General features: G+C 51.2%; 10 protein-coding genes. 1 reads left to right on the forward strand and 9 read right to left on the reverse strand.

From position 1 onward, the window contains the following. Nucleotides 1-92 precede the first annotated feature (92 nt). The 4 genes from ACTHPM_RS24075 to ACTHPM_RS24090 form a co-directional block, all read right to left on the reverse strand. Nucleotides 93-3,440 (reverse strand): DEAD/DEAH box helicase family protein, encoded by a 3,348-nt coding sequence (locus ACTHPM_RS24075; RefSeq protein WP_440397405.1) that lies wholly within the window; start codon nucleotides 3,438-3,440, stop codon nucleotides 93-95. 70 nt (nucleotides 3,441-3,510) lie between these two features. Beyond that, nucleotides 3,511-4,689: a restriction endonuclease subunit S gene (locus ACTHPM_RS24080; RefSeq protein WP_440397404.1), complete on the reverse strand. Its 1,179-nt coding sequence runs from the start codon at nucleotides 4,687-4,689 to the stop codon at nucleotides 3,511-3,513. Continuing rightward, entirely contained in the window at nucleotides 4,682-6,151 is a 1,470-nt protein-coding gene (locus ACTHPM_RS24085; RefSeq protein ID WP_440397403.1) for a type I restriction-modification system subunit M, read from the reverse strand. The genes ACTHPM_RS24080 and ACTHPM_RS24085 overlap by 8 nt, the downstream gene beginning before the upstream one ends. A gap of 258 nt (nucleotides 6,152-6,409) precedes the next feature. Beyond that, the gene (locus tag ACTHPM_RS24090) at nucleotides 6,410-7,558 is read right to left on the reverse strand and encodes an amidase domain-containing protein (RefSeq protein ID WP_440397402.1); all 1,149 of its coding nucleotides are present in this window, start codon (nucleotides 7,556-7,558) and stop codon (nucleotides 6,410-6,412) included. Between the two features lie 116 nt (nucleotides 7,559-7,674). On the opposite strand from ACTHPM_RS24090, the gene ACTHPM_RS24095 reads away from it, so the two are divergent. After that, nucleotides 7,675-9,174, forward strand: a complete 1,500-nt coding sequence (locus ACTHPM_RS24095; RefSeq protein ID WP_440397401.1) for an oligosaccharide flippase family protein — start codon at nucleotides 7,675-7,677, stop codon at nucleotides 9,172-9,174. A gap of 181 nt (nucleotides 9,175-9,355) precedes the next feature. On the opposite strand, the gene ACTHPM_RS24100 is transcribed toward ACTHPM_RS24095, so the two are convergent. From ACTHPM_RS24100 to ACTHPM_RS24120, 5 genes are all read right to left on the reverse strand, one after another. Next, complete coding sequence (locus ACTHPM_RS24100) at nucleotides 9,356-11,338, reverse strand: WD40/YVTN/BNR-like repeat-containing protein (protein ID WP_440421708.1); 1,983 nt, start codon at nucleotides 11,336-11,338, stop codon at nucleotides 9,356-9,358. Between the two features lie 191 nt (nucleotides 11,339-11,529). Then, nucleotides 11,530-12,321 carry a copper amine oxidase N-terminal domain-containing protein gene (locus tag ACTHPM_RS24105; protein ID WP_440397399.1) on the reverse strand — a complete coding sequence of 264 codons (792 nt, stop codon included), beginning with the start codon at nucleotides 12,319-12,321 and terminating at the stop codon, nucleotides 11,530-11,532. 194 nt (nucleotides 12,322-12,515) lie between these two features. Beyond that, nucleotides 12,516-13,550: an N-acetylglucosamine kinase gene (locus tag ACTHPM_RS24110; RefSeq protein WP_440397593.1), complete on the reverse strand. Its 1,035-nt coding sequence runs from the start codon at nucleotides 13,548-13,550 to the stop codon at nucleotides 12,516-12,518. Then, the gene (gene argH / locus ACTHPM_RS24115; protein WP_440397398.1) at nucleotides 13,547-15,058 is read right to left on the reverse strand and encodes an argininosuccinate lyase; all 1,512 of its coding nucleotides are present in this window, start codon (nucleotides 15,056-15,058) and stop codon (nucleotides 13,547-13,549) included. The genes ACTHPM_RS24110 and argH overlap by 4 nt, the downstream gene beginning before the upstream one ends. Before the next feature lie 740 nt (nucleotides 15,059-15,798). Continuing rightward, nucleotides 15,799-18,354 (reverse strand): NEW3 domain-containing protein, encoded by a 2,556-nt coding sequence (locus ACTHPM_RS24120; RefSeq protein WP_440397592.1) that lies wholly within the window; start codon nucleotides 18,352-18,354, stop codon nucleotides 15,799-15,801. Between the last annotated feature and the right edge of the window lie 14 nt (nucleotides 18,355-18,368).

Here is an 18,368-nt window from a genome sequence, read left to right on the forward strand (position 1 = left end):
ATTTTTCTGTCCAACTTAGTGTAGCCTATCCATCAGCATGAACAGCTTCTATAGTATGGAAAGCTAGACTACGATGAATCGCTGTCTAGCGATTATCCGATGATCTTCACAGCATTTTCTTTAATCTGTGTAACCATCTCTACCAGTCTTTTTTGCTTCGTCCCGTCAAACAGCTTGATGAAACTCTGCGGCTTGTCAAAAGGCGGCTTAACCAGTTCAGACACATTATCGATATATCCGTTTTGGACAATATAATCAATAACCTTTTTAACAAAGACAATTTGCCCTTGATTTAACGACTGGTCATTAATAAATTCCGAAAATGCAGCCGTTGCCGCTTCATACTCCAGCTTGGCAATTTTTCGCACCAGCAGACCAAATGGGGTGTCCTTGAATTCCCGCTGATAATCCTCTGCGGTGCCAAGTTCGCCTGTAAAGATCTTCTCCAAAGCTTCATAGTCCAGCGTCGTTAACGGAATATTATTACGGAGCTTGTGAATCACAAGATTGTCCCGGTTCTTTTCAATATAGCGGTTGACCTTGAGCTTATAATCCTCAAAGGTATATGCCTCATACATCGCTTTTCCCTCGTGGACTTCAAGAACTTCATCGGCAAGGTTGGTATAAATCGGATTCTTACCGCCTTCATCCACAATAAATTTAATGAGATATCGCAGCTCTTTACGCACTTTTTCAAAATTCAATATATTAGCACTATCCCAGAACTCGTCTGTTCCTATGGTTTGGATAAGCGACAGTTTTTCTTTAACTTCCGTTATAGTTGCACGCTGCAATAGGGTTGTAGCTACATCTATGAGTTGTTTCTTTCCCTTCTTGTATTGTGGCGATTCCTCAGCCTGTGCAAGCATTAGGCCATACATTAAATTATCAAAGCGTTTGGCATGCTCGTCCGTATCATCCATGTAGACAATAGGCGCAAGATATTTAATTAGATTGGACTGATCCTGCTCTAGCAGGCAGACAAAAGCCGCCTTATGCTTATATTTCTCTATATATTGCAACTGCATCTTTACAGATACTAATTCCGTATTAAGGGCTTGAATTTGTCCAATTACTATTTCTATCAAATCAGCACGAATCAATTGATAGGGTTCATCTATAAAAACGGACTGCTGCATATGATGAATTAAGCGGACCCGCTTAGCAAAAATGGCCTCTGACAAGCTATAGGCTTCATTCCCCTGCAATCCCTCCTTATGTTGACGGAAGAACTCGAAGTTACCCAGATAATCAAAAATAACAAAAAGTGTCTTGTCCTCTCCATCTCCAAATAGATCTTTACGAAGCCTTGTCCCTCGGCCAATCATCTGCCAGAACTTGGTTTTGGAACGAATCCGCTTGAAGAACACCAGATTGACGATTTCCGGCACATCTATACCTGTATCCAGCATATCTACCGTGACAGCGATATGAGGACTTTTATCGGGTATTTTGAAATCATCAATCAGGCTTTGAGTGTAATTGTCACCGGATACAATACGCTTAGAAAATCCACCATTATACTGAGGATACAGTTTATTGAATCGATCCACGATGTACTGTGCGTGTTTTTTGGTCTGCGCAAAGATAATCGTCTTCCCCAATCGGTCTCCACCTGACACTTTAATACCCTTGGTCATTAGATCCTCCAGCACTCGATCCACGGTAGCCTGATTAAATATAAAATCGTTAATTGCTGGAGAAGGGATAAATTCAGGCATCTCGCCATCATCATCTGTAAAGTCCTCTTCATATCGCGCTTTATCCTCAGCAGAAAGTGTCTCATAAGTGATGCCCTGCTCCAGAAACTTCGTCGTAACTTCAATATTATGATAAGGAACCAAAACGTGATCAATTTCCACAGCCGTCTCGTAGGGATAAGCATAGGTCGGCACGCCGCTCTCCATCTCGAAAAAATCATAAGTATTACGATCCACTTCCGTCTTGGGAGTCGCAGTCAGCCCTACAATAATACCGTCAAAATATTCAAATATGGTACGAAATTTCTTAAATATACTTCGGTGTGCTTCATCCACGATAATTAGGTCGAAGTGAGCGGGAGTGAATAATCGCTTGCCATCATCACTCTTGGCCGTATCAATGGCATTCAGCATCGTTGGATAAGTGGAGAAGACAATGCGAGCCGTCTTGTCATCCTTGTTGTTAAGCAGATTGCAAAGTGACATGTCCGGCAGGTAGTTCTTAAAGTCGTCCTTCGCTTGTTTGACCAGGGCTTTTCTGTCGGCCAGAAACAAGATATTGGTCACATACCCTCCACGGGACAACACATCGGTTAGACTGGAGGCTGTTCTTGTCTTCCCAGTGCCTGTCGCCATGACCAGTAAGGATCGTCTATGACCTGTCGTAATATTTTCGCAAACGGCTCGAATCGCTTCCTTCTGGTAGTAACGGTCCGTGATGTTATCGTCAATGACCACTTCATCCAAAACCTTGCGTTCTTTTCGCCGATTCATCAGCTTCTGCAGATCTGACTTGGAGAACACGCCGCTCACCTTACGCTGAGGGGAGGTAATGTCATCCCAGAGGTTGGTTTCGAATCCATTGGTCGTGAACATCATTGGCCGTTTGCCAGTCATTTGCTCCAGACAATCTGCATACAACTTGGCCTGATGGGTTCCGATTTTCGGGTCTTTAGAGGTACGCTTTGCTTCAATGATCGCCAGGGGCAAGCCATCCTTGCCATAGAGCACATAGTCGGCATACCCTTTTCCCTCGTTATTCGGCATCCCGTACAGTTCTACTTCTTCCCTTACATCATCACCGAGTGTCCAGCCAAGCAGCTTCAGGTCTACATCTATGTATTTTTTGCGCGTGCGGAACTCCGAGATATCCTCTGGGGTAAAATGGCGCTCTTCCTGATGCTGTTCTTTGTCAGCGGTGAGCTTGTCACTCATTGCCGCGATCTGAGCACGTAGAGCCTCAATCTCAGATTCCTTTTGCTCGATTAAACTGTCTTTCTCTTTAATCCCGGCTTCATCCAGAATTACCTTCTCGGCCGGAATATTGCCCTCAACAAAATGGCGCTCTTCATAATTAGCACCGTAGCAATAATCAATCCACTGTACGAATTCAAATAAAGCTGCCAGTGACAACACTGCATCACTACTACTGATCGCCTTATCCGTATGTACCGCAAGGTTCCCCAGCTTGATAATATAGGAAAGCTTGCCCCAGGTCTGGTTATCCATCGCGAATTTGAAGGTGGGTTCATGAATCAACGCTTGCAAATTATCCTTATATGGCATGGTGATGGTGTTATCTGCAGCGTATACCCATTTCACAGCAAGCTCAAAAGCCCTGCGGGTGCCCACCGCCGCCATTGCCGGAGAGGTAGCAAGTACTCTCTCCGCTTCAATGCAGGCTGTAGCAAATAACTTATATTCCGTTTGCCCTAGTAAGAACTCAAAATTTGCAGGCATTGGGTTCACCTCACGGGTAGAATGATGGTAGAGATTAATTGAATAAGAGAAACTGATAAGGATAAGCTCGTTATTCGAAATACTCGCTCATTAGACTGTCGAACAGATGCTGCGTTTCGTCTATGGCCTGTTTGACGAGGGCTTTTTGTTCTTCTATTTTGGTGACGATGTTGGCGAATTGGGTTTGGAGGGCGAGAGGCGGAAGTGGAACAACCAACGATTTAAATTTCTCCATAGAAACATTATACATTGAGCCACTTGTTCCAGTTGAAACATTAGATAAACTATTTCTTACTGAGTCATCACTTAATATATATTTCATATAGATGAAGTTTGCTAAACCCTTAAATTCAATTCTCCATAGCTTATCTGGAAGAATTAAGTCTGGATAGTCATCAAAAATTATGCATGTTGCCCCTACTAAATCTCTTGTATTAGCTCTACTAAACAATAAATCATTCTTATGAGGGAATACATATTTTTTTATATTCAAATCCTTATCCAACACCTTATACTCTGTTTCTCTAAAATAACCTGATGTAACTGCACTAACTTTTAGCACAGCTATTTCATCTTTTCCCTTTTGTCTCTTAACACCGTCAGCACTCCACCCTGCTTCAATAACTTTAATGGTTTTCCCTATAGAACAACGATCCCAACCCTTTTCATTCATAGCAGGATCACCAAACATATCGTAATAGGTCGATTTGATTAGATTATCCAACTCAGCAAGCTGCTGTTTACGTATGGCAAGCAGTTCCGCGGAGGTGTCTAATGTTTTGGCAATTTGCTTTTGTATTTTGAGCGGTGGGAGTGGGATTTCAATTTTCCCTACAATAGTCTTAGAGATCTCCTTGAATGTTGCACCTCTACCCAGAGAATTTAAGAATTCAGTTTTACCTTTCAAAAACCAGAATAAATACTTATTGTATATTTTATGTGAGCATATTAAATTCTTAAATCCCTGATTACAATACATTTCCACTCCGGCAATAGCAACCTTTCCAATTGGTGCTCTTGAGGAAAGTAGTACTGTTCCAATTGGTAAAGGTTTCAGACTGGTGTCTTTAACCGCCTTTTCAGTAATTTTCCGCTCAGTATCAATAATTACAACACGCGTATCATTTAACTCTGCGGGTGTAACCCAATTATGTTCACCGTTCCAGTACTCTCCTACCGAAGTCTTCGGAGTTGAGCCTGAGACAATAGTTGCTACTTGGTCTAATGTTGTTATACTCCACTTACTCACCCAATATCCCCCTTAATTCCTCCATCTTGGAGACAATATCAAGGTTCAGTCCATCTAATCGAGCCATGATCACTTCTGGCTTGTCGTATTCTACCTTTTCATATACAACCTCTTTATATCTATTAATCGACAGGTCATAGTCATTCGCTTCAATCGCAGACTTGTCCACCATGAAGCTAGACTCGGTCGGTTGGCGATCAGTTTCACCTTCAAGGTTATGATAACGGGCAATAATATCCGGGATATCGTTAGCCTCAATAGGAGAGCGCTTGTCGTCCAGGGAATAACCGTCTGCTTTCATATCATAAAACCATACTTTATCTGTGCCGCCCGCACCTGTCTTAGTAAACAACAGAATAGCCGTGCTAACCCCTGCGTATGGTTTGAACACGCCACTAGGCATGGAGATCACCGCTTGAAGCTGATGATTCTCTACCAACTCTTTGCGCAGCGATTTATGTGCCTTGGTCGAACCAAAGAGTACGCCGTCAGGCACGATACAAGCACAGCGCCCGCCTTTACGGAGAATACGAAGGAAAAGTGCCACGAACAATAGCTCCGTCTTTTTGGTATCCGTAACGGTTCTTAAGTTTTCGTTGATGCTCTCTGCGTCCACGGTTCCGGTAAACGGAGGATTGGCAAGCACAATATCATATGCAGATACAATATTATTTTGTCTGGATACACTGTCAACATAATCAATATGCGGCTGGCTAATGGAATGGAGCATCAAGTTCATGGCAGACAGGCGCAGCATGGTTCTATCGGTATCAAATCCTGAGAACATTTCACCCGAGAAATGTTCCCACTGCTCGCTGGTCATCTCAGATTCAAATTTTTCACGAATATACTCAGCTGAAGAGACAAGGAAACCCGCCGTACCACAAGCTGGGTCAACGATCTTATCATTTGGTGTGGGCGCAAGCAGACGGACCATCAAGTCACGTATATGCTTAGGCGTTCTGAACTGACCGTTTTGTCCAGCAGAAGCCAGTTTGCCTAGCATGTACTCGTAAAGATCCCCCTGCATATCCAGGTCCTTAATATCATGTTCATACAGTTCATCAAGACCGGTAATCATCTTTTGCAATACCTGCGGTGTTGGAATCAGGAACATGGCATCCTGCATATAACGCGAGAAAGCCGTCATGTTCGCTCCATTCATTGTTTTAATAAAAGGGAACACTTTCGTGCCAACAATATCATAGATGATGCGGGCATCTTTGGTTTTGAATTTGCTCCAGCGCAGTTCTTGCCCCTCTTCGTCCTGCGGGAAAATCTTCGGCATGACTTCACCGCTTAAAGCCTCAAATCTCTCATTCTCCAGTTCCTTCTCATCAAGGGAACGTATAAACATTAAATAGGTAAGCTGTTCAATGACCGTTAGGGGGTTACTGATCCCTCCCGCCCATATATCAGACCATATTTTATCAACCTTGTTGCGAACTTCTCCTGTCAACATCAATAATGCTCCATTCTATTTCTTAATTCTTCTTTTTTCGATAATACTTCCTATATTATACACCTATCTCCTTAATCAAAGAACCCAGATTCCCTATACTGCTGCTGCGGTTTGGGCGTTAGATTTTTTATGATACGCATATGCCTGGTACATATCCACCCTCAAACCTAATTCCCCCACAAAAAACCGGAAAGCCACAAGTGGCAACCCGGTTATTTTTTCGCTATATAATTCCCCAACTTGCCCCTACAAGCCCCCCTACCTCACCCTCACCAAAACATACTTCGTCGTTTTATCCCACCCCAAATCAAACGGCACCCGGTACCGGTCCGCCGTATGCGAGTTCACCAGGGGATAGCCGTTGGCATCCTGCCCGACGATGATCGAGAAGTGATCCGTATCTCCCTTCAGCTCGTAGCCGATCAGGTCCCCGGGCTGCAGCTTGGCGATCGCGCCATGCGGGTGCTTGTCGCTGGGGCGCGTGATGTCTTCGAAGGTCCCTTTTGCAACTAAGCGGCCGTAGCCGGAGTACAGCAGGAAGCGCTGAAAAGCGTCCGTCTGCACCCATGCCTGGCTTCCGCCTCCACGGTACCGCCAGATACCCGACATCGGCAATCCGCCGCCCTCTTCTTTATCGCCGAGCACCTGGGAGGCGAAGTTGGTGCAGTCTCCCCCAAGCGACGTATAATCCCTATAATTCCGGTTGTAACGATTATTGTTTCCGGCGCCCCAGGCTATGCCCGCATATTTGTTGGCGTAAGCGACGGCGCGTTCGCGATTGTATCTTGCTTCTTGGGTTGGGGCGTTGTGTTCAGATGAAGGCTGCGGAAAGCCGGTCGGCGAATCCGGTATCAAATCCGGGTTTTCCTCCAGCGGATCGAGGTACCACTCCTTCTTGACCATCCATCCGTCGCCCGTCTTCTTTAAGATGAGTGCATGCCGGGTGCCGATGCCGAAGGATTGCGGTGGAACGGACGACGACTTGTAGCTGTAAGAAATCCGGGTGGATTGGACCAAAGAAATCACGGCTTGATCTCCACTCGCCTTATAGCGGGCAATGCGAATACGCGGTTCAGCGGCGACAAGCCGCAGCCCGCGTTTTTCCACCCAGGCATGAATGTACTTGGCGCGTTTGGCCTCCATTTGATACACATGGCGTCCCCCAGCCTCGGATAGCGCATAATATTTCTCGATTGTCTTCGGCTCCTGATGGATGAGCAGGCGGTTGCGGTCTTGATACAACTGCTCCAGAAATGGCATCATCTTATTGCGATCATCGTCCCGCCCGGGGGAAAACGCATATGTATTGGATGGCGATACGCAGAGGGTGAAGGCAATGCCAATCAGTAGAAGCAGTCGGTACACGGCAGCAAAATCTCCTTTCCAATGGTATTGAAGCCTGAACATCGTGGTAAAAATTCAACCATTATGCTTCCCATCATGTAAATGGAATATCCTCAGAAGTTCATACCCTGACCACTTCGTTCATATAATTTTGGACAACGTCTTTTTGGGGTGAAAACATGCCGGTTCCTTCCTTTCTAAAACAAACCGTGATGCGCACAAGCATCATTTTTCTGGTCAAAGCGATCGGGCTCGCTGTCCGCATCCCATTGTTTCGGCTGCTCGGCTCGGAGGGAACGGGGATTTATCAGATTGTGTACTCGATATTCGGATTCGCCCTAACGCTCACCGTGGGCGGCTTTCCCACATCGCTGGCACTCATGACCGCCACAAACGCGGCGCGGGGGCTGCATTTTTTTAACCGTCTGGTTGTCCCGTTCCTCATGTTGGGTGTGTTCGCCGCTTCGATTTATTACGCAATAGCGCCCTATCTTGCAATCTATCTTGGAGACAACCGTTTGTCGTTCCCGATCCGCTGCATAACGCCGGCGCTGGTGATTATCCCTTTATTGCAGCTGTACCGCGGTTTGTTGCAAGGGATCGAATCCTACATGCAGGCGTCCGTATCCGAACTGATCGAGCAGGCGGTGCGCGCCGGTACGATGCTGCTCTTGGCTATCCTCTGGATGAAAAGCGGCATTCACGCCGCCGTCGGTGGAGCCGCTTTTGGTGCGTTTACGGGCGGTTTGATCGCATTATGTTTTCTTGGGATTTGGAAGAATAAAACGACGTCCGCTATCCACTCCGGGCGAAGATCGGCCATGCGGTGGTCCGTCCTTGGACCCGAAGCATTCCTATTAATGAAGTCATCCCTGGCCATTATGCTGACCCGTTTGATTTCGCCGGCATCCGATCTTCTGGATGCACTCATCATTCCGCACCGGCTGCAGATATCGGGACTTAGCCACTCGGGCGCCGTCGCGGTGTTCGGAGAAATCTTCGGCATGGCCTCGATCATCGTTTACCTGCCTACCATCGTGACTGCCGCAATGTCTTATACGGTTGCCTCCAAACTGTCTGCCAGTTGGCAAAGCCACCACAGGAAGGATTTTATCGAACGCTCGAACTTTTGCCTGGAGATCGGGTGGTTATGGGGGCTAAGCTCTGCCATGATCCTCTTCTTTCATGCGGACGAGCTCTCTGCGCTCATTTTTGGAAACGAAGATGCCGCGAAGGGCATTCGGTTGATGTCTTTTGTTCCGGTCATTGCGGGCATGAGGGAACTAACGACAACGGTTCTATGGACGATCGATCTCAAAAGGGCGCCCTTCCGCGGCTCTCTCCTGGGTCTTGCCTGTTCGGCGACTGCGGTTTACTGCTTAACGGCCATTCCCGGATTCGGGTACGCCGGCGCGGCCATCGGTATTTTGTTATTCGAACTCGTTCCTTTGCTCTGGAATGCCCTTGTTATGCACAAACATTGCAAAGGTGCGCTCTCTGTCGGCCACTTATTAGGAACCTCGCTCTTCCTTGTGCTAACGCCCATTCTTCATGCTCCTCTGGATGCTTTTCTGTCACATATCGGCCTGGAATCGTCAATCATCCGGTCGTTGGTAAGTATCTTATTTTTTACCATGAATATGGCTCTATACATCCTGTACCGTTTTGGGAAAAAATAAATTCACGAGACTGGAGTGCAGACGACCGCTGCTATGCTGGGGGACATCAAAAACTAGGCACTATAGAAAGCAAAAAACACAATAGGAACCCATCCGAGGATAGGCCCCTATTGTGCTTTAAGACTGCGCCAGGTTTATGAATGGATACAACGAGGGTACATGTGTCAGTACGAGAAGCCAGCTACAGCTGATTCGTATACATGATTTCGCCGTACGTACCTACAAAAATATACTTCCCATACATTTTAATGCCGTCCTCCATCATTTCCGTACCGAAAATATTGACGCCGGGATGCTTATCAGGCAGCTTCACCTTGCTCCACTGCACGCCATCCTTGGAGGTATAGTAATTCTCGTAAATGTCATATTCGGTATCTTCCGCGATTTCATTGTAAGACTGGTACATGGCATAGAAGCTGCCGTCAAACGAAGTGATGAAATTGAATCCGTCCTGATCGTCCTGCAAGTTCGTCGTCTTCTTCGACCAGTTCGTGCCATCCTTCGATATCCACAACTTGGTCGGATTATACTGATTGGCAGCCACATAGGTGTTGCCGTTCCAGGCCAGGAAGGCTTCATCCAGGTCGAGCACCTTCAGGAGCTTCCAATGGACGCCGTCGGTCGTCTGCATGATTTTGGTCGTGCCGCGGCCGGTATCATAGTTGTGAACGCGGAAGGCGGCGAGCAGCCGTTTGCCGTCATAGATCATGGAGGTCAGCCAATCCCCGCTGACGCTGGCGATCCGGGTCCAGTTCACGCCGTCCTTGGACGTATAGGTGCCGTACACTTGGTCGGAAGCGACGAAAAACTTCCCTGCCCATGTAATATTGCGCAAACCGCCGTACTGATCCGAGAATTTGACGTTGGCCTGCTTCCAGCTGGAGCCGTCCGCGGAATAGTATATGCCGCCGTTGCCGGCCGCCACGAACTTGTTCGCGCCCCAGGCTACATCGAACAGATGGGCTCTTCCCAATCTCCCTTTGTAGGAGAACGGATTGCTGCTCCGCCATGTTTTGCCGTCATCCGTATACACGACGCTGCCGTACATGCCTACGGCGACAGTTCTTTTTCCGTTCGTTGCCAGTGCACTGAAATCGCCGCTTGTCGCGGTTCCGATCATCCGGTAGCTCCATGTTTTCCCGTCTGCCGTATAGATCGAGAAAGTGCCGTCTGGCCGGTCCTGCATATCATTCGATCCGATGCCGGCAAAGCCGTTTTTCACCGGGTAAAGCGTGTAAATTCGGGTTTGGATATGCGCCAGATCGACCTTTTTCCAGGTTGTACCGTCCTTCGAGGTATAGGCGACGCTGTGAATCCCCTCATCTCCCCAGTACAAGTAGCCGGTTGCAACGTACATGTTATGGCCGTACACGATCGTCTCCAGTCCGGCTCCGTTCGGCAGCGTCATGAGCTTCTTCCAGGACACGCCGTCCGTGGATGTATACACGCCGTTACCCACGCCGATATACCGGTTACCGGTCCAGACCATGTCACGCACATTCGCGGCCTTGTTATACGTTTTGGCGGACCAGCTCCGGCCGTCTTTGGAGACGAGCACGTAGCCGTCACTCGAACTGCTCACAAAATACGTTCCGTTCACGACTTTCAGCGCATCGGCGCCATATGGATTTTTTAATGTATATGTAGTGGTCCAGTTCTCCCCGTCCCGCGACGTAAAGATGTGCTTCACACCGACAGCCACAAAGCCGCCAGGACCCCATTCCAAATTCTGAATCGTTTCTTTGGGATTAAAGCTGATTTTCTTCCAGGTGAGACCATCCGGCGAGACGAAGCCCTCGGAAGGCTTTTTGTAAATATCCATTTCGTATTCCGTATTGCTGCCAAACATGACATACTTCGTACCGTCCCAGGCGATCGTCGTCAGATGATAATTGCCGAACTTCGACAAAGCCGCCCAGTTCACTCCGTTTGCGGATTTCATCACCGTTCCGTACGGGCCGACGGCGATATACTCCTTATTCTTCCCCTGGATCATGGAATACGGGGCATTGGAGCTAAACGTCGTATCGAGCTTCCATCCCTTCCCCATGGATACCGGCGACTGCTGCAGCGTAATCTCATCCAACTCCGGGTACGCCCCAAGCGCCCTCGCCGGCGTGCCGGGACTTACCCACAACGACAGCACCAAAGATAAACATACCAACCATCCAAAAGCTTTTTTCCTCATGATTTCCTCCTGATGTTCAATGGCTTGATCATTTTTTATCTTAGGCGCATTTTGCCGTTTTGTAATGGGTCTATAGTCCTTTGTTTGGAAAATAGCATGACAAAAGCCTCAATCGTAAGCATCGGGAACCGGGAGTTTTTCGCTCTTTAGTTCATATTCAAACAGCCTTAAGGCCTCATCTCATAAAAATCGTACACAATCGAATGCACAAGCCACTGATTGCCCTTCTTCACCAACAGGCTTTCTTCCGAATCGTATCCCTCTCCGTTGAACACTTCTCTATGGATTCTCATAGAGGTCTCACTCGGGTAGAAATACATCGAGGATGAATCCTGCCGGAATGCAGCCGTCGGCTTCAGCCCGCCTTTGCTGATCAGTGAGTTGATCATTGTATCCGTAAAATAGGGCTTCAGATAGGCGCGCTTTTGAGAGACGTTGGCCATATGCTCTGCTTTGCGGATTGCCTCATTCAGGAGGTCAAAACCTTTCGTATCGATAATAGGCTGTGCATATACACCGATGGCAGGTACAATGCCGTCATATAAGTAGGCAATGCGGCTGTCTTTATACCAGATCACTTCATTACCCAAGCCGTCCCCGATGTATTTTAAGGGAAGGTAGGTTGTGCCTGCTTCGATTTGAGGGGTCACATCCATATGAATCGTTCTGTCTCCGACCTGCATATCCTTCGTGCCCACCTGGACCTGCAGCGTGACCCCATCCTTCATCACGGACGCCGTCTTGGTCTTGCTGTTCCATGTCACCTTGGCGCCCAGTTTATCCCCGATCGCACGAAGCGGAGCGAATACCCTTCCGCTTTGCAGCTTCCCGTTATAAATGTTGCGGTCCACAGCTTGCGCATGGTCCGCCGCATGAACCGTGAAAGCTGGCGTCTGAAGCAGCATCCCTGCGGCAAGCAAGCCTGCGAACGCTATTTTTGATTTTCTTCCGATTCTCATTGAATGAAGCCTCCTTCGTATGAAGTCATCTCCCCAGACGCAAGACTCCCAAACAAGGTTGCTAGAGTGATCCGATGTCCTGCATCCGCCCTTAGGTAAACCTCCTTATGATCTGGTATACAAAATGACCCCCGGAGCACAAACCTCCAGGAGTCACCTTGTAAAATGCTATAAATAAATCCGTATAGCCTGAATTAGCCGAGATCCAGCAGCCTCTTTCCCTGCCCAATCACGCCATAAATCGGCTCCCGCTTCGCTTCATCCACCCGCGCATGCGGTGATAATGCCGCGATCCGCTCCGCCAATCGTCTTCGCACGACCGGATTATGCTGCAGCACGCCTCCCTGCAAAATCACTGCAAAAGGGGCTTCGTCCACAGACAGGCCAAGCTTCTGCATGACCGCCTGCGCTCCCAGAAACAGCTCATCAGCTGCCGCTTCAAGAATTTGGCGGGCAGGCACATCACCCTCCTCAGCCGCTTCGCCGACGAGTCTGCTCAGTTCGGCCGTCTTATCTACGCTGTAAGCAGCGGAGTAAGCCCAGTTGAACAGCTCCTCTACACTTTTCAGCTTCAGGTGCTGAAGCAGCTTATCCGTTAACGGCGAGGCGGCGCCTCTTCCGTCGTATCCGCGCAGCGCCGTGCGGATCGCCTGCTTGCCGATCCAGTAGCCGCTGCCTTCGTCGCCGACGCGGTGGCCCCAGCCGCCGGCGCGGGCGCTGTCGCCCTTGGCGTTGATCCCATACACGATCGAGCCGGTGCCGGCGATGATCAGGATGCCGGGATCGCCGCCGGAGGCGCCGAGCAAGGCCGCGACGCCGTCGTTCTCGACGACGACGCGATCGGCCTGCACCTGCGTGCCGGCGAGCGCTTCGTGGACAAGCTCCTCGATGATGCGGCGGTCGTAGGCGGTGTCGAGGCCCGCGAGCCCGAAGACGGCACAGTTGACCTGCAGCGGCACGTCTTCCTCCGACGCAGGCGGTTGATCTGTAGGGAATAAGCCAAGTAAAGATGCCGTACTCACATCACGATCACCAACAGCCAGCTGCCGCTTGGCCTCCCGGATCGCCCGCGTCAGCTCCCGCGCCGCGGCCTCGCGGCCCACGCCCTGGTAGTTGCACGACCCCGCGCGCCCGCTTGCTAGCATGCGGCCTTCGGCGTCTGCGAACACGGCCAGGCATTTCGTTCCCCCGCCGTCCACGGCCAGCAGGGGAACCCTTGCCGGGTTCATCGGCTGACGCTCCAGCCGGTAAGCGTGCGGTCCAGGTTCTCGAGCGCGCCCTCCGTGCGGGCACGGGCCGCGTCCAGCCATTGCTCCTGCGTCTGCTGGCTCTGCTTCCGCTTCACGATCACGCCGCGGATTTCCGAAGGAGCCGGTCCGCCGGGCAGGATCCGGATATCCACGAAATATACCGGATCCAGCGCCAGCCGCAGCTGCTCTGCGGTCAGCGACAGCTCCCGGCCGATGACTTGCTGTGCGATCTCGTTGACGAGCTCCAGTGTAATTTCGTTCGCGGCCCGCCCTTCGGCCGCGGCGCGCTTCACAAGGTGGCTGACGATATGATGGGAGCTGCGAAACGACAAGCCGTCGGTGCGCACCAGCGTATCCGCAAGCTCGGTCACGGTGGCGAAGCTGCCTTCGGTGCGCTTGCGCAGCACCTCCTTGTTGACGTCCACCGTCCCAATGACGCAGGACAGTAGGCGGTACATCCGTTCCAGTACCATGAGCGCCTTCCACGCATACGGCTGCATGTCGTCCTCGGTATCCACGATGTCGCCGAACGGGGTGTTGTGCATCATGGTCAGGACGGTTTGGGTGTTGCCGACGCAGCTCGAGAGCAGCGCGCGCATATGCTCGAACGAAACGGGGTTCCGCTTCTGCGGCATGATCGAGCTGATCTGCACATACGGATCGGCCACGCGCAGCATGCCGAATTCCTGCGTGCACCACAGCAGGAAATCCTGCGACGATCTGCCCAGGTTGATGGCCGCGAGCTGCACGGCGGTCATCATCTCGCCGACGTAATCGGCGCCGCCGATCGCGTCGTACGAGTTATAGATCAGCTCGTCGAAGCCGAGCAGCTCCTGCACGCGCTCGCGGCTGATCGCGAAGCCGGAGGTCGTGAGCGCCGCCGCGCCCATGCTGCTCCGGTTGCAGTTGGCATAGGCCGCCTGCAGCCGGCGGATGTCGCGGTCCAGCGAATCCGCCACCGCCATGATGTAGTGGGCCAGCGTGGTCGGCTGCGCCTGCTGCGTATGGGTGTAGCCGATCATGATCGTGTCCGCATGCTCTTCGGCGAATGCCAGCAGCTGGCTCTTGAGCGCAAGGGCTCCGCGAAGCGTCACGAGCAGTTTCTCCCGCAGCACGATCCGGTAGATCGCGATGCCCATATCGTTGCGGCTGCGGGCCAGATGCAGGTTGTCGGCAATGTCGCCTGCCGCTGCATGCAGCTCATGCTCGACCTGAAAGAACAGGTCCTCGAATTGTCCGGTATATTCCGCTTGGCGAAGCCCCTCCAGGTCAAGGCTGCGAATGGCTGACGCAATCTGGCTGGCCTCTTCTTCGCTGACGAGTCCTTGCTCCTTCAACATGATCAGATGTGCTTTGTTAATGGCCATCATGGCTCCAAGCAAGCTCGTCTTCGCTTCGTCAAAAGCGGGTTCGAGCACGGCTTCCGTATACGTTCGTCCCGGAAAATGCCCGCCTTCCTGCTGCAAAATCTGTTCCCGAGTCCTCATGTTGTCCCATTCCCTTCCTTCGTTTTATGTATTGATCGATATAAAACATTTACTTCGTGCAAGGTGGTCGCTTCGAATCCGGATCGTTCTTTCGATCGCTGTTGCTCCCGGATTTCCTGATTGAAATGATCATGGTCGAAATCCGCTCACAAAGGCGAACGCTATCGCTTCTTCTGAACGATTCCGGCTCCTCCGCTACTTTAGCCTCTATAAAACATTTTACTTCGTGCAAGGTGGTCGCTTCGGTTCCGGATCGTTCTTTCGATCGCTGTTGCTCCCGGATTTCCTGATTGAAATGTGATCATAGTTGAAATCCGCTCACAAAGGCGAACGCTATCGCTTCTCCTGAACGATTCCGGCTCCTCCGCTACTTTAGCCTCTATTGCCTCTATAAAACATTTACTTCGTGCAAGGTGGTCGCTTCGAATCCGGATCGTTCTTTCGATCGCTGTTGCTCGCGGATTTCTTGATTGAAATGAGTTCATGGTTGAAATCCGCTCACAAAGGCGAACGCTATCGCTTCTTCTGAACGATTCCGTCTCCTCCGCTACTTTAGCCGATAATCATTCGACCTCTCCGCTGAGCAACTGTAGATTCCTAAAGCTCATTTTCAACAAAGCCTCAACTTCTCTTCCTCATCCCAACATCCAAGGTGGCGGCGCGAAGCACACCGCTTCGCGCCCACCCTTTTTCATACAACTTAAGCCTTGATTCCACAAACTACAATAAGTCCAGATGAATCACTTGCTGCTCGAAGGAGCTGTCGTTCCCGCGGACGCCGCGCCCTGCTTCAGGCTGATCATATTCACGAACATGCGGATCGAACCCGGCACCAGGCTCGGCATTTCGCGGTACCACACGAGCGAGCTGTAAGTGTACGTTCCTTTGCCGTAATTGGCCGAGAGGAACGTGCCTGTAAATTCTTTTTCGCCCGCATCGCCGTTTGAGATCAGCTCCGTATACTCTTTGCCCCATTCGGACGGGTTATAGGCGGAGCGGTCCTGGATCCAGTTCTCCCAGTCGGCCGCGGTGATTTTGTTCGGCGTATTGAAGATCGGATGGTCCGGCGCCAGCATGGTCACCTTGGAATTCTCGTCCGTGACGCGCCACTGAATCAGCGGCTGGCCGATCGTGATCGGATACGGCGCCAGCTCCGGCGACCATTTGTCTTCCGGCTTATGATACTGCACGACCAGGTTGCCGCCGTTCTTAGCGTAATCGAGCAGACGCTGGTTGCTTGGAATCAGCTCCGGACGGAATGCATATGCCCGAATACCGAGCACGATCGTGTCGTACTGCGACAAATCGCCGAACTGAACCGTTTTGGCATCCAGATTCGTGACGTTGACGCCTACTTGGCGCAGCACCTGATCGATATTATCGAAACCGCTGGAGACGTAACCGACCTTCAGTCCTTGCGGCACCTTCAGATCGAACGCCTGAATCGCTACGTTGGCCGGCTTGACGTAATACGTTTTGCCGATATGCGGATACTGGATGACCTGCACCGTTCTGCTGCTGTCTGTGGTACCAATGCTCGATACCGCCGACAGGCTGTAGCTTCCCGCCTTCACGCCCGCAGGCGCCTTGACGGTGAACTCGGCCGTCTTGGTTTCGTATTTGGCCGCGAACTTCAGCTCCTGCACCGCAGGCTCTACCGTCCAGCCCTCCGGCGTTTTCAGTGATACTTTCGTCGTCTCGGCACCCGGCGCGTAATTCGTCGCCGTAACTTTCACGGAAATCGCATCTTCCGGCTTCAGCGTGTTCAGTACCGCCGCTTCCGGACTGAGGGACAGCGCAACCGGCGGCAGCACCGCCACCGCATTGTCCGGAACCGCATGCAGCGTCGCCGGCGTTCCGAACGCTTCATACCTAATATCCGCGGAAATGAGCGGCAGCGCATAAGGATTGAAATCCTCGGCCTGCTTCGGCACGGTGACCTCGAACTCCGTTTTGACCGTCTGGTTCTTGCTCAGCTTGTCGAAGCTCACAGCACCTGCCGCTTTCGCAGTCCAGCCCTCCGGCACGTTTAGCTTCAGGCTGACCTTGCCGACGTTCACGTCGCCGCCGTTAAAGGCCGTTACCGTCACCTTCGCGGTTTGCCCCGGAATGAGCTCTCCGCTCTCCGGCTTCACCTTCACGACGACGGAAGTCGCTTCCTGGCTCGCTTTATTCAGCTGTCTGTCCTTCACGTCCAGCCGGTGCAGCAGGTCATTTTTCGCAGATGTGTCCAAAGAAGAGGACTTCACCAGCTCCACCGCGGTTTGCACATCCGCTTTCATCTCATGGACTTCGCGGGCGACTTGATCGAATGCGGGATAGGCCGCAATCACTTCGTTTGCATCCTTTTGCAGCATGTTCAGCTGCTTGGCGACTTTGTTGTCTTTTCCTTTGGTGTTGAGTTCCTTGGCCAGATCATCGAACGTGAAGGCGATGCCGCCAAAGAGCGACGTTTCCGGCTTGCCGCTTGCCTTCAAGCCATTCGCTGCCGCTTCCAGTTTGTAATATGCCGTTCCCTGGCCTTCGTCCACCTGTCTGCCCATGCCCTGGCTCTTGTGCATATAGCGGGATTCCTCGCCGAGCTGGGCATAGGAAGCGCCGTACAGCTCATTGTATGCGTTGACCGGCAAAGAGGCATCGTAGGCCTTATCCGTTGCAGGGACGTACAGCTTCTTCGGCTGCCATGGCTGCAGTCCTTCCTTCAGCTGCTCCGGGAATACCTCCGGATTGCCCGCATCCTTGAAGGCCCGTACGGTCAGCACGTTGATCGCGCGGTGATGGCCGTGCGTCGAATTCTCGTTCAGGAAGGCCGGGATGAGCACATCCGGACGCTTCTCGCGGATTTGGCGGATGAGCCGCTCGTAGGCGACGTCTTCTCCCCATTTGGCGAGTGTCTCGTCCGGGCTCTTGGAGAACCCGAAGTCAAAGATCGGATCGTCCAGCTTCTGACTTAAGTTAGCCAGCGTCACGTTCGTAATTTTGGACGCCTCCTGAAGCTCCCGCGTGCGGATGATGCCGAGGGCATTGCCCAGCTCGCTGCCGATTTCGTTCTGCCCGCCTTCCCCGCGGTTCGCAATGACGCTGTATGTATCCACGCCAAGACCGAGCGACAGATACGCCAGCGTCGCGCTGTGCTCGTCATCCGGGTGAGCCCCCGTGTTCATCGCGCTTGCCACCGTCGTGAGCGGCTTGATCGCTTTCCATAAATCGACCACCCCCCTGTCGGCGGATGCCCTTCCCGGACCGGCCTGCAAAGCCATTGTTCCGGCCATCACCAGGCTCAGTGATGCTGCCATCCATTTGTTCGCCG

The sequence above is a fragment of the Paenibacillus sp. SAFN-054 genome (assembly GCF_051966755.1).
GTDB lineage: Bacteria > Bacillota > Bacilli > Paenibacillales > Paenibacillaceae > Paenibacillus_AQ.